The following is a 16,456-nucleotide window of genomic DNA, read 5'->3' on the forward strand; positions in this document are numbered from 1 at the left end:
GTATGGCAGTAAAATCGGCGAAGATTCAGGGGCTGGTCAGATCGGCAGCTCTGGTAGCCCTGCTCGTGGCAGGTCAGGCGCAGGCTCTGCCACCGGAGCATGAACTGCGCCGGTTGATGCTCGCCACCGAGGAGGCTGTTGATAACGGCAAATGGGATCAGGCCGGGGAATATCTCAACCGGCTGCAACAGATGGACATCGAAAAGCCCGCCGATTACAACTTCTTCCGTGGCCAGGTCATGCTCAAGTCCGGTCATCTCAACGAGGCTCAGGCAGCGCTCGAAGCCTATGTGACCAAGGCCGGCGCAAAAGGTGAGCACTACCAACGGGCGCTGGAGCTGATTACCGACGTGGAGCAGGCCCGGAAACAGAAGGCAGATTCTGCGCAGGTCGCAGGCAATCAACCGGCCAAGAAGATCGCGGTGATCGAGCCGGCGGGCCATCAGAGTATCGACGCGCTGCGTAAACTTTACCTGGCCAAAAGTGACCGGGAGGCGTTGCTGATTCACCTTAATGGCCTTCTGGATCTTGCAGGCTGGCGATCGGATAAAGGCGTTGTGCGCACCGACAAGCCAGCGGATATCGCGTACCGGGTGACCGCTTCGGACAGTGTGCTCACCTTTCAGGAAATCCGCCGGAATGACGATGATCGTCTGGTCCGGACCACCCAGAGCCTGAAAGTCTATGGCGTGAACCCGATGATTCAGTGGGGCTGTGAGGCGGCCGTTTCCACCTGCTGGGTCTACGACCCCCGGGATGGCTCGCGACTGATGCAGCTGGCCTTTGATCGTGAGCGTGCCGGTGAAATCGCTCACACTCTGGGGCAACTGGTTAAATTGTTACAGGCGCCCAAGAAATCCTGACCTGTAGCTACCGGTCCGGGCTGCTACGTTCGCCTTCCCGATAGGCGCCAGGCGTCACACCGGTCCATTTTTTGAAGGCGCGGTGAAAGGTGGAGGGCTCAGTAAAGCCCACCTTCGCCGCGATGTCGTTGATGGCCCATTCCTGACGGCTCAGGTAGTAGATGGCCATGTCCCGCCTCAACAGATCCTTGATCTCCTGAAACGACGTGTTCTCCTGCTTCAGGCGCCGGCGTAGCGTTTGGGGGCTGGTGTGCAATTCCGCGGCAATGGACTCGAAGTCCGGCAGTGGCCTCGAAAAATCCCGTCCGATCAACGCCCGGATCCGGCCTGTCCAGGTGTTGCTTTCATCCGGCCGGGACAACAGGTCGGCGGGCGAGGTTTTCAGGAACTGGTGCATCTCCGGCTGGTCCCGGATGACCGGTGCTGACAGGAATCGCTTGTCGAAGGTCAGGGCTGTTTCACGGGCTTCGAAGCGCAGTGGGCAGTGAAAGATATGACGGTACTCATCACCGTGATCCGGCCTGGAATAATCGAACTCGGCGCAGTCCAGTTCGACCGGTTGGCCAATCAGCCAGCTTCCCAGACGATGCCAGATCACCAGGATGCTTTCCCGGAGGAAGAAGGATGGATCGAAAATGTCGCCTTCGATTCTCAGCACCAGTCGGGCGGTTTCCTCACCGACTTCCAGTTCCATGGTGACCATGGGTTCGAACAGGCGCGAGAACTGATAGGCCCGGCGGTAGACCGCTTCAAGGGTCGGGCAATCGATCACCAGGGCACCCATGGTGGCGAAGGTGCCCGTTCTCGCCTTCCGGGGACCCATGCCCATGAACTCATCTCCGGTCCGGTTCCAGAGAATCTGCATCAGCCGGCTGAACTGGTCGCTGCTGACCCTGGCCATTTCGATACGAAGCAGGTCCGGGGAGATTCCGGCGTCCCTCAACATCGCGCGGGTATCCAGGCCCTGGGCTTCGGCCCCGACCAAAGCCGCCTGTACAAAATGTCTTGAGACCGTCAGGTTGGACATCGTGCTCGCCATTTCATGAAAACGAAACCCATCATAAGAGCCCGACCGAACAATGCAACTGCACCAGTGCCACCAAGCTGGCAGATTTGGTCAACAGGAATGAGGGAACCGGCAGTTGGCCTGTCTGGCAAAACCGGTAGCATGAAGAATCAGCGAATACCGACAAAAAGGAGAAAATAATGTCAGGCCCCCTGAGTTCACTGAGAGTCCTGGATTTCAGCACCCTGTTACCCGGGCCGTATGCCACCATGCTGCTGGCGGATATGGGGGCTGAGGTGCTGAGGATTGAGGCGCCGGATCGGGTTGATCTCACCAAGGTCATGCCGCCGTTCGATGGCACATTCAGCACCGCGTTCTCCTATCTGACCCGGGGCAAGGAAACGCTCAGCCTCAACCTGAAGGAAGACGGCGCGGCGGATCGTATCAAAGAACTGGTCAAGGACTACGATGTGGTCGTGGAGCAGTTCCGACCGGGTGTCATGGATCGGTTGGGCATTGGTTACGAAACCCTCAAAGCGATAAACCCGGCTCTGATCTACTGCTCGATTACGGGTTATGGCCAGACCGGACCCTACCGGGATCGCGCCGGACACGATATCAATTATCTGTCGATTGCCGGGGTCTCCAGCCATTGCGGCCGCGCGGACAGCGGCCCACCCCCGATGGGCATCGAGATTGCTGACGTTGCAGGCGGATCCCACCACGCCGTCATGGGCATCCTCGCCGCCGTTATCCAGCGTCAGCAGACCGGGGAGGGGCAGTTCGTGGACATCAGCATGACCGATGCCGCCTTTGCCCTGAATGCCATGTCAGGCGCCGCATGCCTGGCTGGCGGTATTGAGCAGAAGCCGGAAACCGGCCTGCTTAACGGCGGGTCCTTCTATGATTACTACCAGACTCGGGACGACCGCTGGTTGTCCGTGGGCAGCCTGGAGCCCCAGTTCTCGGCTCGGCTGTGTGACACGCTTGGCCTGTCGGAGATGAAAGGTCTGGCGCTCAGTCAGAAGCCCGCAGACCAGAACGCCTTGAAAGAGGCCATAGCCGGAAAGGTCCGGGAAAAGGATTTGGCAGAATGGCAGTCCATCTTCGCGGAGCAGGATGCCTGTGTTGAGCCGGTGTTGACCATTTCAGAAGCGGCAGAGCATCCGCAGCTGAAAGCAAGGGGAATGGTGATTGAGGTGGATCGCGGGGATGGGGAGCTGCAGCGGCAGTTGGGGTGTCCGATACGATTTGTTTGAAACGCGTAATTCTCCGGATCTGAAACGAAAAAAGGCCCCGGCAAATGCCGGGGCCTTTTTGTAGGTCATTGACCCCTTTACGGGTTGCTTAGGAACAATCCAACCGTTCCGGTCACCATGCCTCCAAAGACGGTTGCATCGTCTGCTGAGACAGGCGTGCCGTGGTTGCCCGAGTTATACCGGGTAATGTTGGTCAATCCGAGGGTCAGTGGCTCGCCACCCGCAAGCGGTGCATTGAAGCTGTTGACCATGACGGGGACCGTTTGACCGTTGACTTCGGCATCATAGACACCGTTCAGCGGCGGGATACCCCACTCGGCATCGTCTGCCGCATTCGGGATGACCTGATCACCTACGATTTCCGACAGCAGGATCGGTGTTCCATCGACGCTGAGGTTGTCCACAAAGTTAATCGGATCAGCCGTATCCAGCGCGCCTTGCAGTACGTTGAAGTAGGTCTCGAGGTTGGCATCGCCTTGTTCCAGGCCCGCGGCATTCTGCAATCCGAGCAGGATGGTCGGGGCGAAGGTCGGAGAGTTCTCCAGCAGGCGAGTAATGCCGCCGCCCGGGGTTAGCAGGCTGGCTGCTGTGATGTCATTGTCGGTTGCTGTTGCATCCAGCGCTGCTGTCTGGTTCGCATTGACAGCTGCAAGGTAGGGGATGCCTGTAATGGTTCCCAGAGAGTGCCCAACGAAGTACTTGGGCAGGCTGGCCGGAATGGTGTAGGTCGGATTATTCGCTGCAGGTCTCGCAATGGTCAATCCATCCAGACTGGCGCGGAGGTTCATCTGGTCGACCGCGCTTTCGCGGATATTGTCGCGAGAAGTGAGGAAGCTGGTCAGGTTGATGAACAAGCTACCTGAATCACCTTCACCCGCAGCGTAGTCGATCGGACCAGGAACACCCGGCTCGACCGCATACAGGCCGAAGTGACGTTCGTTACCGATCATCGGCGCCAGGCCCGGAACGGTGCTACCGGCGTTGGCAACGGTGTTCTGGGCAGAGGCGATGAACAGAATGGCAGCATCCAGGTTTGCATCACCAGATGTACCGCCACCGAGAACGCTATCAATTATGGATTGAGCGGTGGTCGCGTCTGACGAGGTCGCCTGCATGACAAAGCCCAGGTTCAGAGTGCCTGCAATCAGAGCATCTGCTGATGATTGATCTGCGGTAAGCGGGATACCCGCGTCAATGCCACTCTGTAGAAGCTTGAATGCCAACCCGTTCTGCTCTTCGGCGGTGAACGCCGCAACACCGTGCAGCGGTTGGTCGATGGCGACCACGATATAGCCGTTTGCCGCGAGGGCGGTACCAAAGGTCAGTGCCGCACTGCGGTCAGTAGTAATGCCGTGCTGGTAGATAACCACGCCATTGATGCTACCCGTTGAGGGATAGAGCGTCAGGATCGGCACATCGACGTCGGTGGTCTTCTTCGGGAACGGGAAAATGTAGTTCACCGCAGTGGAAACCGTCGGATCTGCCTGCGGAATCTTAAGCCCGATATCGCTGAATGTGGTATTCAGCGATTTTGCCAGAGTGTCATCTGCTTTCCAGGAAGAGGTTACAACGCCATTGGCTGTGGTTCCCAGGTAGTAAGGCAGAGACATTGTGCCCTGGGCGGCGAGAACTGAGTCAGTGGCAGCTCCGAGGGAGTCCAGAACGCCAGCCGAGAGGGCTGAAACCAAAGCCGCAGGTTTGATGGAAGCGGGGTCGAGCGTGATGTCTGCCGCGCTTCGATCAGACTGGTCAGGGAGCAAGGGGCTGAAGTTCGCAGCCAATGCGACGCCCACACACTGAATGGCAGTTGCACCGGTTGTGGACTCACATGGGGCGCCGCCCAGGAACAGGTTGCCAAGGTCCGAAGGCGGAAGATTCGCCGGGAACTGCGCGATGGCGCCATCCGAGGCAGCTTTCACGTCGTTATAATCGAAAGTGGTGTCGATGCCGTCGATCAGGAAGTCAGCCGGTGTGATGCTTCCGTCACTGTTCAGGTCGAAGTCAGCCGCGGTTACAGAGCCGTCCTTGTTCAGGTCCCAGGTGTCCGCATCGAGGGTTGCCCCGCTGTAGAATTGCGCGGCGCCGATAACCTTCTTGGCGCCAGAGACACGCACAAACGTTGTGATCTGGTCCTCAAACCAGGCTGCAGGTTCCGCAATGTATTGCAGCACCTTTTCGTCATTTGACGTCATGAAACTGTAGGTCAGCGCAATCTGGTCTTCACTCAGGCCCAGCGCCTTGTTGGCAGTGGGTTCCCAGAGTTTGTTGATCAGGTCCCGCACCGGTTGCAGACCTCCGTTGCTGATCACCTGATTCTCATCGCTCAGGTGACTGTAGGTTGGTGACGCAATAATCGGGTCGCCATTTATATCTTTTACGCCCTTGGTGACAACAACCAGATAGCGTTTGCGCGGATCAAGCGGCTCCAGGGGTAGAACGCGAATGGCGGACAAGCCGTCAAGCGTTTCCACGTCGGCACGGACATTTGCTGTGCCGGCTACGGTAGGTGGTTCGCCGATGCTGAGGCCCTGCAGTGGATCGCCGCTGGCATATTCCAGTTCAAGTACAAAGACAGTCTTGCCGACTTCAACGGATGCCGGATCAATCCGTCCATTCATCTGGATAACGGCCGGAGCAACAGTAGATGCACCACTGAGTTCATTCAGAGCGGTGGTCACGGGAGGGGAGGTATCTGTTACGCCAAAGGTTCCGTCACCCTGCTCAGAATCGAAAATCAGATCGTTTGGCAGCGGGAGGTCGCCGGTCAAAGGATTGAATTCGGGCCAGGTCTTTCCATCAATCGCGGGGTTATTGATCTTATAGTCCGGATTAGCATTCGCCCCCGTGTCTCCGCCGCTTAAGCAGCCTGTAAGTCCAAGGGAAGACGCCACGGCAAGACTTATTAGAGTTTTCTTGAACATGGGTGGAACCTTTTCCTGTTGTTGTGTCGTTATGTTCTTCTGAAATTTTGATCAGCGCTTGGAGCCAATTTCATATCTCTGACTATAGCGACAGTCAGACAAGTGTTGATCAGCCAAAAGTGTGATTCTGGCGTTTCAGAACCTCCTCGCACGGGCGGAGTTTGGTCTTTCTGAAAAATAGTTGGGCAACAGCGCTTTGTCGAGCCTTACGTCGCATCCCTCGCCGGGCCGATTTTCTGGTAAACTCACGCCTCCTCTTTTTGACGACTTCATAATCACATCAAGCTGATGAGGCGCCTATGACCACCGTAATCCGCCAGGACGACCTGATTGAAAGCGTAGCGGACGCGCTGCAGTTCATTTCCTATTATCACCCGAAGGACTTTATCCAGGGGGTCTACGAGGCCTACCAGAAGGAAGAGTCCCAGGCGGCGAAGGACGCCATGGCGCAGATTCTGATCAACTCTCGCATGTGTGCCCAGGGTCACCGTCCGATCTGTCAGGACACGGGTATCGTGACGGTTTTCGTCAACGTCGGGATGGATGTGAAATTCGAGTGTGACCAGCCGCTGGATGACGTCATCAATGAAGGTGTTCGCCGGGCCTACACGCACCCGGACAACGTGCTTCGGGCGTCCGTTCTGGCCGATCCCGACGGCAAGCGCCAGAACACCAAGGACAACACACCGGCCATTATTCATTACAAGATGGTTCCCGGCGACAAGGTGGAAGTGCACGTTGCCGCGAAGGGTGGTGGCTCTGAAGCCAAGTCCAAGTTTGCGATGCTCAACCCGTCCGACTCGGTGGTGGACTGGGTGCTGAAAATGGTTCCGCAGATGGGCGCTGGCTGGTGTCCGCCGGGAATGCTGGGCATCGGTATTGGTGGTACCGCTGAGAAAGCGATGGAACTGGCCAAAGAAGCACTTCTGGACCCGATCGATATTCATGATCTGAAGGAGCGGGGTGCTTCCAACCGGGCTGAGGAATTGCGTCTGGAGCTATTCGACAAGGTGAACGATCTCGGGATTGGTGCCCAGGGGCTGGGCGGTCTGACCACCGTTCTGGATGTGAAGGTGAAAGATTACCCGACCCACGCCGCCAACAAGCCGGTGGCCATCATTCCGAACTGTGCCGCCACCCGCCATGCACACTTCACCCTGGACGGCACTGGCCCGTCCCTGCAGACACCGCCGAGCCTGGAAGACTGGCCGGAAATCACCTGGGAAGTGGGTGAGAATGTTCGCCGCGTGAACCTTGATACAGTGACGCCGGAAGACGTGAAAGAGTGGCAGCCGGGCGAGACGGTTCTGCTGTCCGGCAAGATGCTGACCGGCCGCGACGCCGCCCACAAGAAGATGGTCGATATGATCGAGAAGGGCGAGGAACTTCCGGTCGATCTGAAGGGCCGTTTCATCTATTACGTGGGTCCCGTGGATCCGGTGCGCGAGGAAGTGGTTGGTCCGGCTGGCCCGACGACGGCGACTCGTATGGACAAGTTTACCCACACGATGCTCGAGAAGACTGGCCTGACCGGCATGATCGGCAAAGCTGAGCGTGGGCAGGTGGCCATTGATGCCATCAAGGAATTCGGTGCGGTGTACCTGATGGCCGTAGGTGGCTCGGCCTACCTCGTATCCAAGGCTATCAAGCACGCGGAAGTGGTTGCGTTTCCGGAACTGGGAATGGAAGCCATCTACGAGTTTGAGGTGGAAGACATGCCGGTGACTGTCGCGGTGGATTCGCGCGGATCCTCTGTACACCAGACAGGTCCGGCCGAGTGGCACGACAAGATCATTGCTGCCAAGGCAGTCTGATCGGTCTGCACAGGATCGTCTTATGAAGAAAAAGGGTGAGGCTTCCGGCCTCACCCTTTTTTGTGGGTGTCCTCAGGACGAGCAGCTGATGTTCAGATGTTTACCCCAGTCGGGCGGCGGCGCGGCAAAGGCTTCAGCGCCCGCTTGCTCGTCGAAGGGGTGCTTCAGAACGGAGAGCAGTTCCTCCAGAGGTTGGTAGTCACCGTTCTGGGCTTCCTGGATGACCTGCTGAGCCAGATAGTTGCGGAGGATGTACTTGGGGTTCACCCGCCGCATGGCGTATTCCCGTTCGTCGTGGGCCCGTGATTCCTGCTTCAGTCGTTGCTCGTAACGCGAGAGCCAGTCGTCAGCGACGCTCCGGTCGACAAACAGGTCCCGCACGGGGCCATGGCCCCTGTTGTAGAGATTGGACAGCCCTCGGAAAAACAGCGTGTAGTCCACACGATGCTCATGCAGCATGCTGAAGGTGTCCATGATCAGCCCGAGGTCCGAGTCGTCCGGCTCGGCAATGCCCAATTTATCCCGCATGTTCTGCAGGAAGCGTTCATTGTAGGCTGTTTCATAACGACGCAGGCCTCGCCGTACGGCGTCTTCATCCATCACGGGCAGCAGCGCGCTGGCCAGGTACTGGCAGTTGGTGAAGCCGACCTGAGGCTGACGGTTATAGGCATAGCGTCCGCCCTGATCGGTGTGGTTACAGATGTACCCGGCATCGAAATCGTCCAGGAAAGCATAGGGGCCGTAGTCAAAGGTATCCCCGATGATGGACATGTTGTCGCTGTTCATGACCCCGTGGCAGAAGCCCACCGCCTGCCAGTCCGCAATCAGCCGCGCGGTGCCTTCCACGACTTCCTCGAACCAGCGGCTATGGCGTTCGTCGTCCGGCAACCCGATCAGATGCGGGAAGTGAAGGGCGATAACGTGTTCGATGAGCGTGGTGACCGCTTCCGGCCCTTCGTGGTGAGCGGCGAACTCGAAATGACCGAATCGGATATGGCTTTGCGCCACCCGCATCAGGGAGGCGGCGGTTTCGATGGATTCGCGACGGACCGGATCGCGGGCGCTCACCATGAACAGGGCCCGAGTGGTGGGTATGCCCAGGTGATACATGGCTTCGCTGCAGAGATACTCGCGGATGGTGGACCGAAGAACCGCCCGACCATCCCCGAAACGGGAGTAGGGCGTGGTTCCGGCACCCTTGAGGTGCCAGTCCCAGCGTTGCCCATCGGGACCAATGGTTTCCCAGAGCAGCAAGCCTCGTCCATCGCCCAGCTCGGGATTGTAGACGCCGAATTGATGCCCGGTGTATTTCATGGCCACCGGGTCCATGCCCTCAAGCAGTTCCTTGCCAGCGCCGACGCCCGCCCATTGCTCCGTATCGTTCGTGTGGAACCCCATCTGGTTGGCCAGCTCGTGGTTGAAGGTGACCAGCCTGGCGCCGCTCAGGGGCGTGGGCTGCACCCGGGTGTAGAAGCTGTCCGGTAGCTCCAGATAACGGTGTTCAATCCGGAAACCCTGGTCATTCATGAAATGCGTATACTCCCAATTGGTACGGATTCTGCTGCGTTTTCATTCATCTCATTCGGGGAACTGACTGTGACCGACGATTCAATGGCCCCTGTCATCGAGACGCTCATTCAGCAAGAGCGTCTCCCATCATCTTACGAACAGACCGTCAGGCAGACCATCCTGCCCCTGGCCGAGCGGATCATTGCCTTGCGTCAGCAACTGGGCCGCCCCGTGGTGGTGGGTATCCACGGAGCCCAGGGCACCGGCAAGTCGACCCTGACCCTGTTCCTGAAGGAAATCCTGCACCGTCGATACCAGTGTGCCAGTGCCGGTCTGTCTCTTGATGACCTCTACCTTACCAGAGCAGAGCGCCAGACACTTGCCCGGACTGTCCATCCGCTTCTGCAGACACGGGGAGTTCCAGGGACCCACGATGTGGAGCTCGGTTTGGCGATCCTTGAGCGCCTGACCACCGCCGGGCCAGACGATGTCACGACGATACCGGCCTTCGACAAGGCCAGTGACGACCGGCTGGCTGAACGGGATTGGCCGGTGTTCAAGGGAAGGGCAGAGGTCGTTCTGTTTGAAGGCTGGTGCGTAGGCGCGCTTCCGGAAGGGGCCGAGGCCCTGGCTCATCCAGTGAACCGGCTGGAAGAGGAAGAGGACCCTCATGGCGCGTGGCGTGGTTACGTCAATGACTGTCTCAAGGGGCCTTACCGTGAGCTTTTTGGCAAGTTGGACCTGCTGGTGATGCTTCAGGCGCCATCTATGGACTGTGTTCGGGAATGGCGCACCCTTCAGGAACACAAGCTTGCGGAACGCCACCGAAATGCACCAGAAAAGTGCGGTCAGTCAGGCGATGCCCCGTCAATGCGCATCATGACCGATGACGAGGTGATCCGATTCATCATGCACTACCAGCGCGTCACCGAACACTGTCTCCGGGAGATGCCGGATCGAGCGGACGTTCTTGTACCGGTCAGTGCAGACCACTCACTGGGAGCACCGCAGTTTCGGGACGCTCCCGGACCCGATTAGTCCCATGTAGAGAGGAATACCATGGCCAAACCCCAATTGATCCTGTTCTCCGATCTGGACGGCACTCTGCTGGATCATGACAGTTACTCCTGGGCGTCGGCACAACCGGCACTGGAGCGCCTGCGCATGGCCGGTATTCCGCTTGTACTCAGTTCCAGCAAGACCTCCGCGGAAATGGCGGTTATCCGTGAGGACATGGGGAATCACGATCCCTACATTGTCGAAAACGGGGCGGCGGTCGTGATTCCCGAGGAATATTTCGGGGATCCCAAGGCGCAGGTGGTGACTTTTGGCGCATCGCGGGATGTGGTGCTCTCCGAACTGGGGCGCCTCCGGGCGGCAGGCGCACAGTTTCAGGGCTTTCAGGATATGGCGGCGGAAGAGCTTGCCGAACTGACCGGACTGGATGTGGAGGCTGCCTCCCGGGCGCTTCAGCGCCATGCCACCGAGCCGTTGATCTGGCAGGGATCCGACGCCGAACTCGAAGAATTCCGGGGCGCCCTGGCTGCCGCCAATCTGCGACTGGTGCAGGGTGGTCGCTTCTGGCATGCCATGGGGATCTTCGACAAGGCCGATGGGGCCCGTTTCTTGCTGGAGAAATATCAGGAGCGGTACGGTCGTGAGTCACTCCTGGCCATCGCACTTGGTGACAGCCCCAACGATCAGCAGTTGCTGGAGTCCGCAGATATTCCGGTTGTGATTCGGGGCTTCAACAGCGATTCCGTGCAATTACCGTCTGACCGTCATGCCGTCCGCTCTCTCAGATCTGGCCCTGAAGGCTGGAATGACTGCGTACTCAACCTCCTGTTCGAGTACGGCTACTAGAAAGGAGAGGCGCCATGGGCGACTTTTACCAGAACGGCATTATTACCACCCTTCACAATCTTGTCCGGCGCCCGGTGGAGGACATTGAACAGGAGCTTCTCGGATTCCGGAAGGCCCGCCCCATGTCACTGGTGCTGCCCTCGCTCTACTCGGAACTGGAAGGGCCCGCGTTGAAACACATTGTCAGTGAACTGGCCAAGGTGCCCTATCTGGATCAGATCGTGATTGGCCTGGACCGGGCCAGTGAGGACCAGTATCGCCACGCCATGGCTTATTTCTCGGAACTGCCCCAGAACGTGCGGGTGCTGTGGAACGATGGTCCGCGACTGCGGGCACTGGACCTGAAACTCCGGGAGCAGAACCTGGCGCCGACCGAGATGGGCAAGGGACGGAACGTCTGGTACTGCTTCGGCTATGTATTGGCCTCCGGTGTCAGTAAATCCGTGGCGCTCCATGACTGTGACATCCTGACCTATTCCCGGGACCTGGTGGCGCGGCTCATCTACCCGGTGGCCAATCCCGCCTTCAACTACATGTTTTGTAAAGGCTATTACGCCCGTGTCGCGGACTCGAAAATGAATGGTCGGGTAAGCCGGCTGCTGGTGACGCCGCTGATCCGGGCGCTCAAGAAGGTTTGCGGCCCCAGCGATTTTCTGGACTACCTGGATAGCTATCGCTACCCCCTGGCCGGGGAGTTCTCGTTCCGGACGGACGTCATCAACGACCTTCGCATCCCCAGCGACTGGGGCCTGGAAATCGGGGTGCTGTCCGAGATGAAGCGAAACTATGCGACCAACCGGTTGTGTCAGGTGGATATTGCCGACGTCTACGACCACAAGCACCAGGAGCTGTCGCCAGAGGATGCCAGTCGAGGTTTGTCGAAGATGAGCATGGACATCGCCAAGGCGTTGTTCCGCAAACTGGCAACCAATGGAGAGATTTTTTCCAGCGAGAAATTCCGCACTGTCAAGGCGACGTATTTCCGGATTGCGCTGGACTTTGTCGAAACCTATCAGAACGACGCCATCATGAACGGGCTGACGTTTGATCGTCATAAGGAGGAGAAGGCGGTTGAACTGTTTGCCCAGAATGTGATGCGGGCCGGGGCGTACTTTCTGGAAAACCCGATGGACACTCCGTTCATTCCCAGTTGGAATCGGGTGGCCAGTGCCATTCCGGACATCAAGGAACAGTTGATGGAAGCGGTGGAGCTGGACAACGAGGAGTTCCGGGCATGACCCAGGGCCAGACGCTGAAGACCAAACTCGTCAGCATGCTCTGCATGGTGTATCCGCAGGAGGATTGCAACGTATTGGCGGATCGTTTGCTGCTGGCCATGGGGATGGCGGGTGATCAGGCTCCGGTTCCGGCGCATCAGAATCACTGGGATGAAGCCGATGTCTGGCTGATTACCTACGCGGATACGCTGCAGCGACCGGGCGAAAAGCCACTGGTCACCCTGCATGATTTCCTGAAACACTGGCTGTCAGACGCTGTCTCGGGTGTTCATATCCTGCCGTTTTTCCCCTACAGCTCAGATGATGGCTTCTCCGTGATGGATTATCTGGCGGTGAACGAAAGCCATGGGAGTTGGCAGGATATCGAGCGGATCGCCGGCGACTTCAAGCTGATGGCCGATCTGGTCATCAACCATATGTCCGCCCGCAGCCGGTGGTTCGAGAACTTCCGTAAGCGTCTGGACCCGGGCAAGGATTACTTCTTCGAGGCCAGCCCGCGGGATGATTTGAGTGCCGTGGTACGTCCTCGCACCTCTCCGCTGCTGACTGCCGTCCAGACGGAAGATGGGGAGCGCTATGTCTGGTGCACGTTCAGTGAGGACCAGGTGGATCTGAATTTCGCCAATCCCCGCGTGCTGGAGGAATTTGTCTCAATTATCCGAAAGTACCTGGAGCATGGAATCTCCATCTTCCGGCTGGATGCCGTGGCGTTCCTGTGGAAGGAAATCGGGACTCCCTGTATCCATTTGCAGCAGACACATGAACTGATCAAGATCCTGCGACTGCTGACCGAGCACCACACGCCAACGGCCATCGTGATTACCGAGACCAATGTTCCGAACCGGGAAAACCTGACCTATTTCGGAAACGCCAACGAAGCCCATCTGATCTACAACTTTTCGCTGCCGCCTCTACTGATCAATACGTTGGTCACGGGGAACTGCCGACACCTGAAGACCTGGCTGATGAGCATGCCACCGGCCCAGATGGGCACCACCTATCTGAACTTTATCGCGTCCCACGACGGCATCGGCATGCGTCCCACCGATGGCCTGCTGGACGAAGACGAAAAGCAGCGCCTGATCAATACGATGGAATCGTTCGGGGGGAGGGTGTCCTATCGCCGCACCGCCGATGGCCGGGACCAGCCCTACGAGATCAACATTGCGCTTTACGATGCGCTGAAAGGCACGGCGGAAGGTGGCGTGGACCACTGGCAGCAGGCGAGGTTTGTCTGTGCCCATACCATCATGCTGGCGCTGGAAGGGGTACCGGCCTTCTACATTCACAGTCTGCTGGCCACCGGTAACGATTACGAGCGGGTGGAGCATACTGGGCGTCTGCGTTCAATCAATCGGGCCCAGTGCGAGGCCGATCGGCTGGACGAACTGCTGGCTCAGCCGGATAACCATCACGCACAGGTGTTCCGGGAGCTGAAACGGCTGATCGGCATTCGGCGCAGGCAACCCGCGTTCCATCCCAACGCCACCCAGTTCACGCTGCACCTTGGTCTTCAGATATTCGGCTTCTGGCGTCAGAGCGCCCGTCGGGACCAGTCCATCTTCTGCATCCACAACATCAGCCCGGAGACTCAGGAGATTGCATTGGCCGACATCAACCTGATCGGGACGGATCGGTGGGTGGACCTGATCTCCGGGATGGTCATTGAGGATCTGTCCGGAAGCGTGACCCTCAAACCGTACCAGGGCGTCTGGCTGTCGAACCGGGAGTAGGGCAGAATGCGCCCATGTCCAAGCCCGAGAATGCCGACAAGCCCCGCATCCTGCTCCTGTCCGCCTACGACGCTGCCAGCCACCGACGATGGCGGGAACAGCTGGTCGCCAGTCAGCCAGCGTTCGACTGGCATGTCCTGAGCCTTCCGCCCCGATTCTTCCGCTGGCGGATCCGGGGCAATCCGTTGAGCTGGCTCGATGCGCCGGAACTCCTGGAGCCCTGGGACCTGATCGTCGCCACGTCCACCGTGGATGTGGCAGCCTTGAAAGGTCTGTTCCCATCCCTGGCGCCCGTCCCCGTAATGCTTTACATGCACGAGAACCAGTTTGCCTACCCCACATCTCAAGGGCAGCATCAGAGCATCGACCCACAGATGGTCAATCTTTACAGTGCGCTGGCCGCCGATGGCGTTGTCTTCAACAGCGACTGGAACCGTCAGAGTTTTATGACGGGCGTGTCGGAGCTGGTTGAGAAGCTTCCGGACGCGGTGCCCGACGGCCTGGTAACCCGACTGGCTGGAAAATCGGAGGTATTGCCGGTTCCGATTGAGGATCGCTTGTTCACTGGACGAAGCACCGGACTGAATGTCGGGCGCCCGCACATTCTTTGGAATCATCGTTGGGAGTACGACAAAGGCCCCGATCTGCTGCTCGAGATTCTGGACGAATTGGATCGGCGTGGTCGTGATTTCCGGATCAGTGTGGTTGGGGAAGGGTTCCGGAATCAGCCGGAGGTGTTTGCGCGGATCCGTGAGCGCCATGGGAAGCGTATCCATGCGTGGGGATTCCTGCCTGAACGATCGGATTACGAGCAGTTGTTGGGGGAAGCGGACGTCGTTCTGTCGACGGCATTGCACGATTTCCAGGGCCTGGCCATGCTGGAGGCCATGGCGGCCGGTTGCGTCCCGGTGGCGCCGGACCGGCTTGCGTATCCGGAATACGTGCCGTGTGAGAACCGTTACGGTAGCGGTTCGGAAACGCCGGGCGATGAAGCCCGATCCGCAGTGGATGTGATCGAGCGACTGCTTGCTTCCGGAGCTCGACCCTGTGCCCCGGAAGCCTGGCGTCTTTCCCGGCTGCAGCCCGCCTATTGGCGGCTGATCGATGATCTGATCAACAGGCGTGCGGTGCCGGGCTGAGGTGCCTCAGTCCGCGATGTGAACCAGCTGCTTGCCGAAATTGCGGCCCTTCAGCATGCCCTTGAAGGCGTCAATGGCACTGTCCAGGCCCTCGGCAATGGTCTCGCGGTATTTCAGCTCGCCACTGGCTACCCTGTCCGCCAGTATCTGTGTGATCTCCTGGTGGCGATCCTGCCATTCGGTGACCAGGAAAAAACGGTGCTCCGGCACCGGGTCCAGCGCCTTGAGAATCTGGAAGGGCGTTTCCACTTCGCTCATGTCTTTGGCGTTGTAGGCGGACACGTAGCCACAGATGGGAACACGGGCGCCCGGATTAAGCAGTGGTGCGACGGCTTTGGTGACGGCGCCACCGACGTTTTCAAAGTAGATGTCGATGCCGTTGGGGCAGGCCGCCTTCAGGTCGTCCTCAAGGTTACCGGCCTTGTAGTCGACGCAGGCGTCGAAGCCTAGTTCATCCGTCACGAAGCGACACTTTTCCGGTCCGCCGGCAACGCCTACCACCCGGCATCCCTCCTGTTTTGCGGTCTGGCCGACCACGGTGCCGACCGGTCCGGAGGCGGCAGATACCACGACCGTGTCGCCGGCTTTGGGCTTGCCAACGTACATCAGTCCGCAGTAACCGGTGCGTCCGGGCATGCCGGCAACGCCCAGGTAGGTCTGTAGGGGAACGTTGTCCTTCTGGTGGATCTTGTAGACCATCGGCGCATCAGCCGGAAAGGTGACGTACTCCTGCCAGCCGGAGTAGCAGGTTACGAGGTCGCCCACCTTGAGTTTGTCCGAGCGGGATTCGACCACCCGGGCGACGCTCTCGCCCACAATCACTTCGTCGATCCCGATGGGGTCCATGTAGCCTTTGGCATCGTTCATGCGAGGCCGCATATAGGGATCCAGCGACAGCCAGAGCACCTGGGCGACGACTTCGCCTTCCCCCGGGGCGCGCACGGGACGGGCTTCCATGGCCAGGTCGCCTTCCTGGATTTCACCCTGCGGGCGCTGCTTCAGCACGATGGCTCGGTTTGTGTATTCGCTCACGATGGGGTTCCTTTCATTTTAGGTTGCATAATGAAACCAGATTAGAGTGCCGGAGAACGTCCGCGAGGTCAACGTTGTC

General features: G+C 58.8%; 12 protein-coding genes. 8 read left to right on the forward strand and 4 right to left on the reverse strand.

The annotated features are described in order from the left end of the window. Nucleotides 1-2: 2 nt before the first annotated feature. Nucleotides 3-863 carry a hypothetical protein gene (locus MSNKSG1_RS02930; RefSeq protein ID WP_008937748.1) on the forward strand — a complete coding sequence of 287 codons (861 nt, stop codon included), beginning with the start codon at nt 3-5 and terminating at the stop codon, nt 861-863. 7 nt (nt 864-870) lie between these two features. Here MSNKSG1_RS02930 and MSNKSG1_RS02935 read toward each other — a convergent pair whose 3' ends face one another. After that, nucleotides 871-1,890 carry an AraC family transcriptional regulator gene (locus MSNKSG1_RS02935; RefSeq protein ID WP_008937749.1) on the reverse strand — a complete coding sequence of 340 codons (1,020 nt, stop codon included), beginning with the start codon at nt 1,888-1,890 and terminating at the stop codon, nt 871-873. Between the two features lie 179 nt (nt 1,891-2,069). On the opposite strand from MSNKSG1_RS02935, the gene MSNKSG1_RS02940 reads away from it, so the two are divergent. Continuing rightward, the gene (locus MSNKSG1_RS02940; protein WP_008937750.1) at nt 2,070-3,128 is read left to right on the forward strand and encodes a CaiB/BaiF CoA transferase family protein; all 1,059 of its coding nucleotides are present in this window, start codon (nt 2,070-2,072) and stop codon (nt 3,126-3,128) included. Between the two features lie 77 nt (nt 3,129-3,205). Here the strand turns inward: MSNKSG1_RS02940 and MSNKSG1_RS02945 are convergent, their stop codons facing one another. Beyond that, a complete protein-coding gene (locus MSNKSG1_RS02945; RefSeq protein WP_008937751.1) occupies nt 3,206-6,049 on the reverse strand; it encodes a hypothetical protein in 2,844 nt (947 codons plus the stop codon). A 299-nt stretch (nt 6,050-6,348) separates the two neighbouring features. Here MSNKSG1_RS02945 and MSNKSG1_RS02950 point away from each other — a divergent pair, with 299 nt between their 5' ends. Then, nucleotides 6,349-7,863 (forward strand): fumarate hydratase, encoded by a 1,515-nt coding sequence (locus MSNKSG1_RS02950; protein WP_008937752.1) that lies wholly within the window; start codon nt 6,349-6,351, stop codon nt 7,861-7,863. A gap of 72 nt (nt 7,864-7,935) precedes the next feature. Here MSNKSG1_RS02950 and MSNKSG1_RS02955 read toward each other — a convergent pair whose 3' ends face one another. Next, on the reverse strand, nt 7,936-9,390 hold the full coding sequence (locus tag MSNKSG1_RS02955) for a protein adenylyltransferase SelO (RefSeq protein ID WP_008937753.1): 1,455 nt from the start codon (nt 9,388-9,390) through the stop codon (nt 7,936-7,938). Nucleotides 9,391-9,459: 69 nt separating this feature from the next. Between MSNKSG1_RS02955 and MSNKSG1_RS02960 the strand changes: the two genes are divergently transcribed. From MSNKSG1_RS02960 to MSNKSG1_RS02980, 5 genes are read left to right on the forward strand one after another with little or no spacing between them, the layout of a single operon-like run. Beyond that, nucleotides 9,460-10,410: a hypothetical protein gene (locus MSNKSG1_RS02960; RefSeq protein WP_227497939.1), complete on the forward strand. Its 951-nt coding sequence runs from the start codon at nt 9,460-9,462 to the stop codon at nt 10,408-10,410. Between the two features lie 21 nt (nt 10,411-10,431). Next, entirely contained in the window at nt 10,432-11,235 is an 804-nt protein-coding gene (locus tag MSNKSG1_RS02965) for an HAD-IIB family hydrolase (RefSeq protein ID WP_008937755.1), read from the forward strand. Nucleotides 11,236-11,249: 14 nt separating this feature from the next. Then, nucleotides 11,250-12,473, forward strand: a complete 1,224-nt coding sequence (locus MSNKSG1_RS02970) for a glycosyltransferase family protein (protein ID WP_008937756.1) — start codon at nt 11,250-11,252, stop codon at nt 12,471-12,473. Beyond that, nucleotides 12,470-14,206 (forward strand): sugar phosphorylase, encoded by a 1,737-nt coding sequence (locus MSNKSG1_RS02975; protein ID WP_008937757.1) that lies wholly within the window; start codon nt 12,470-12,472, stop codon nt 14,204-14,206. Before MSNKSG1_RS02970 ends, MSNKSG1_RS02975 begins: the two co-directional genes overlap by 4 nt. A gap of 14 nt (nt 14,207-14,220) precedes the next feature. Further along, a complete protein-coding gene (locus MSNKSG1_RS02980) occupies nt 14,221-15,345 on the forward strand; it encodes a tRNA-queuosine alpha-mannosyltransferase domain-containing protein (protein WP_008937758.1) in 1,125 nt (374 codons plus the stop codon). A 6-nt stretch (nt 15,346-15,351) separates the two neighbouring features. Here the strand turns inward: MSNKSG1_RS02980 and MSNKSG1_RS02985 are convergent, their stop codons facing one another. Then, nucleotides 15,352-16,377 carry an NADP-dependent oxidoreductase gene (locus tag MSNKSG1_RS02985; RefSeq protein ID WP_008937759.1) on the reverse strand — a complete coding sequence of 342 codons (1,026 nt, stop codon included), beginning with the start codon at nt 16,375-16,377 and terminating at the stop codon, nt 15,352-15,354. Between the last annotated feature and the right edge of the window lie 79 nt (nt 16,378-16,456).

Origin of the sequence: Marinobacter santoriniensis NKSG1 (assembly GCF_000347775.1) — a bacterium.
In the GTDB taxonomy this organism is placed as follows: domain Bacteria; phylum Pseudomonadota; class Gammaproteobacteria; order Pseudomonadales; family Oleiphilaceae; genus Marinobacter; species Marinobacter santoriniensis.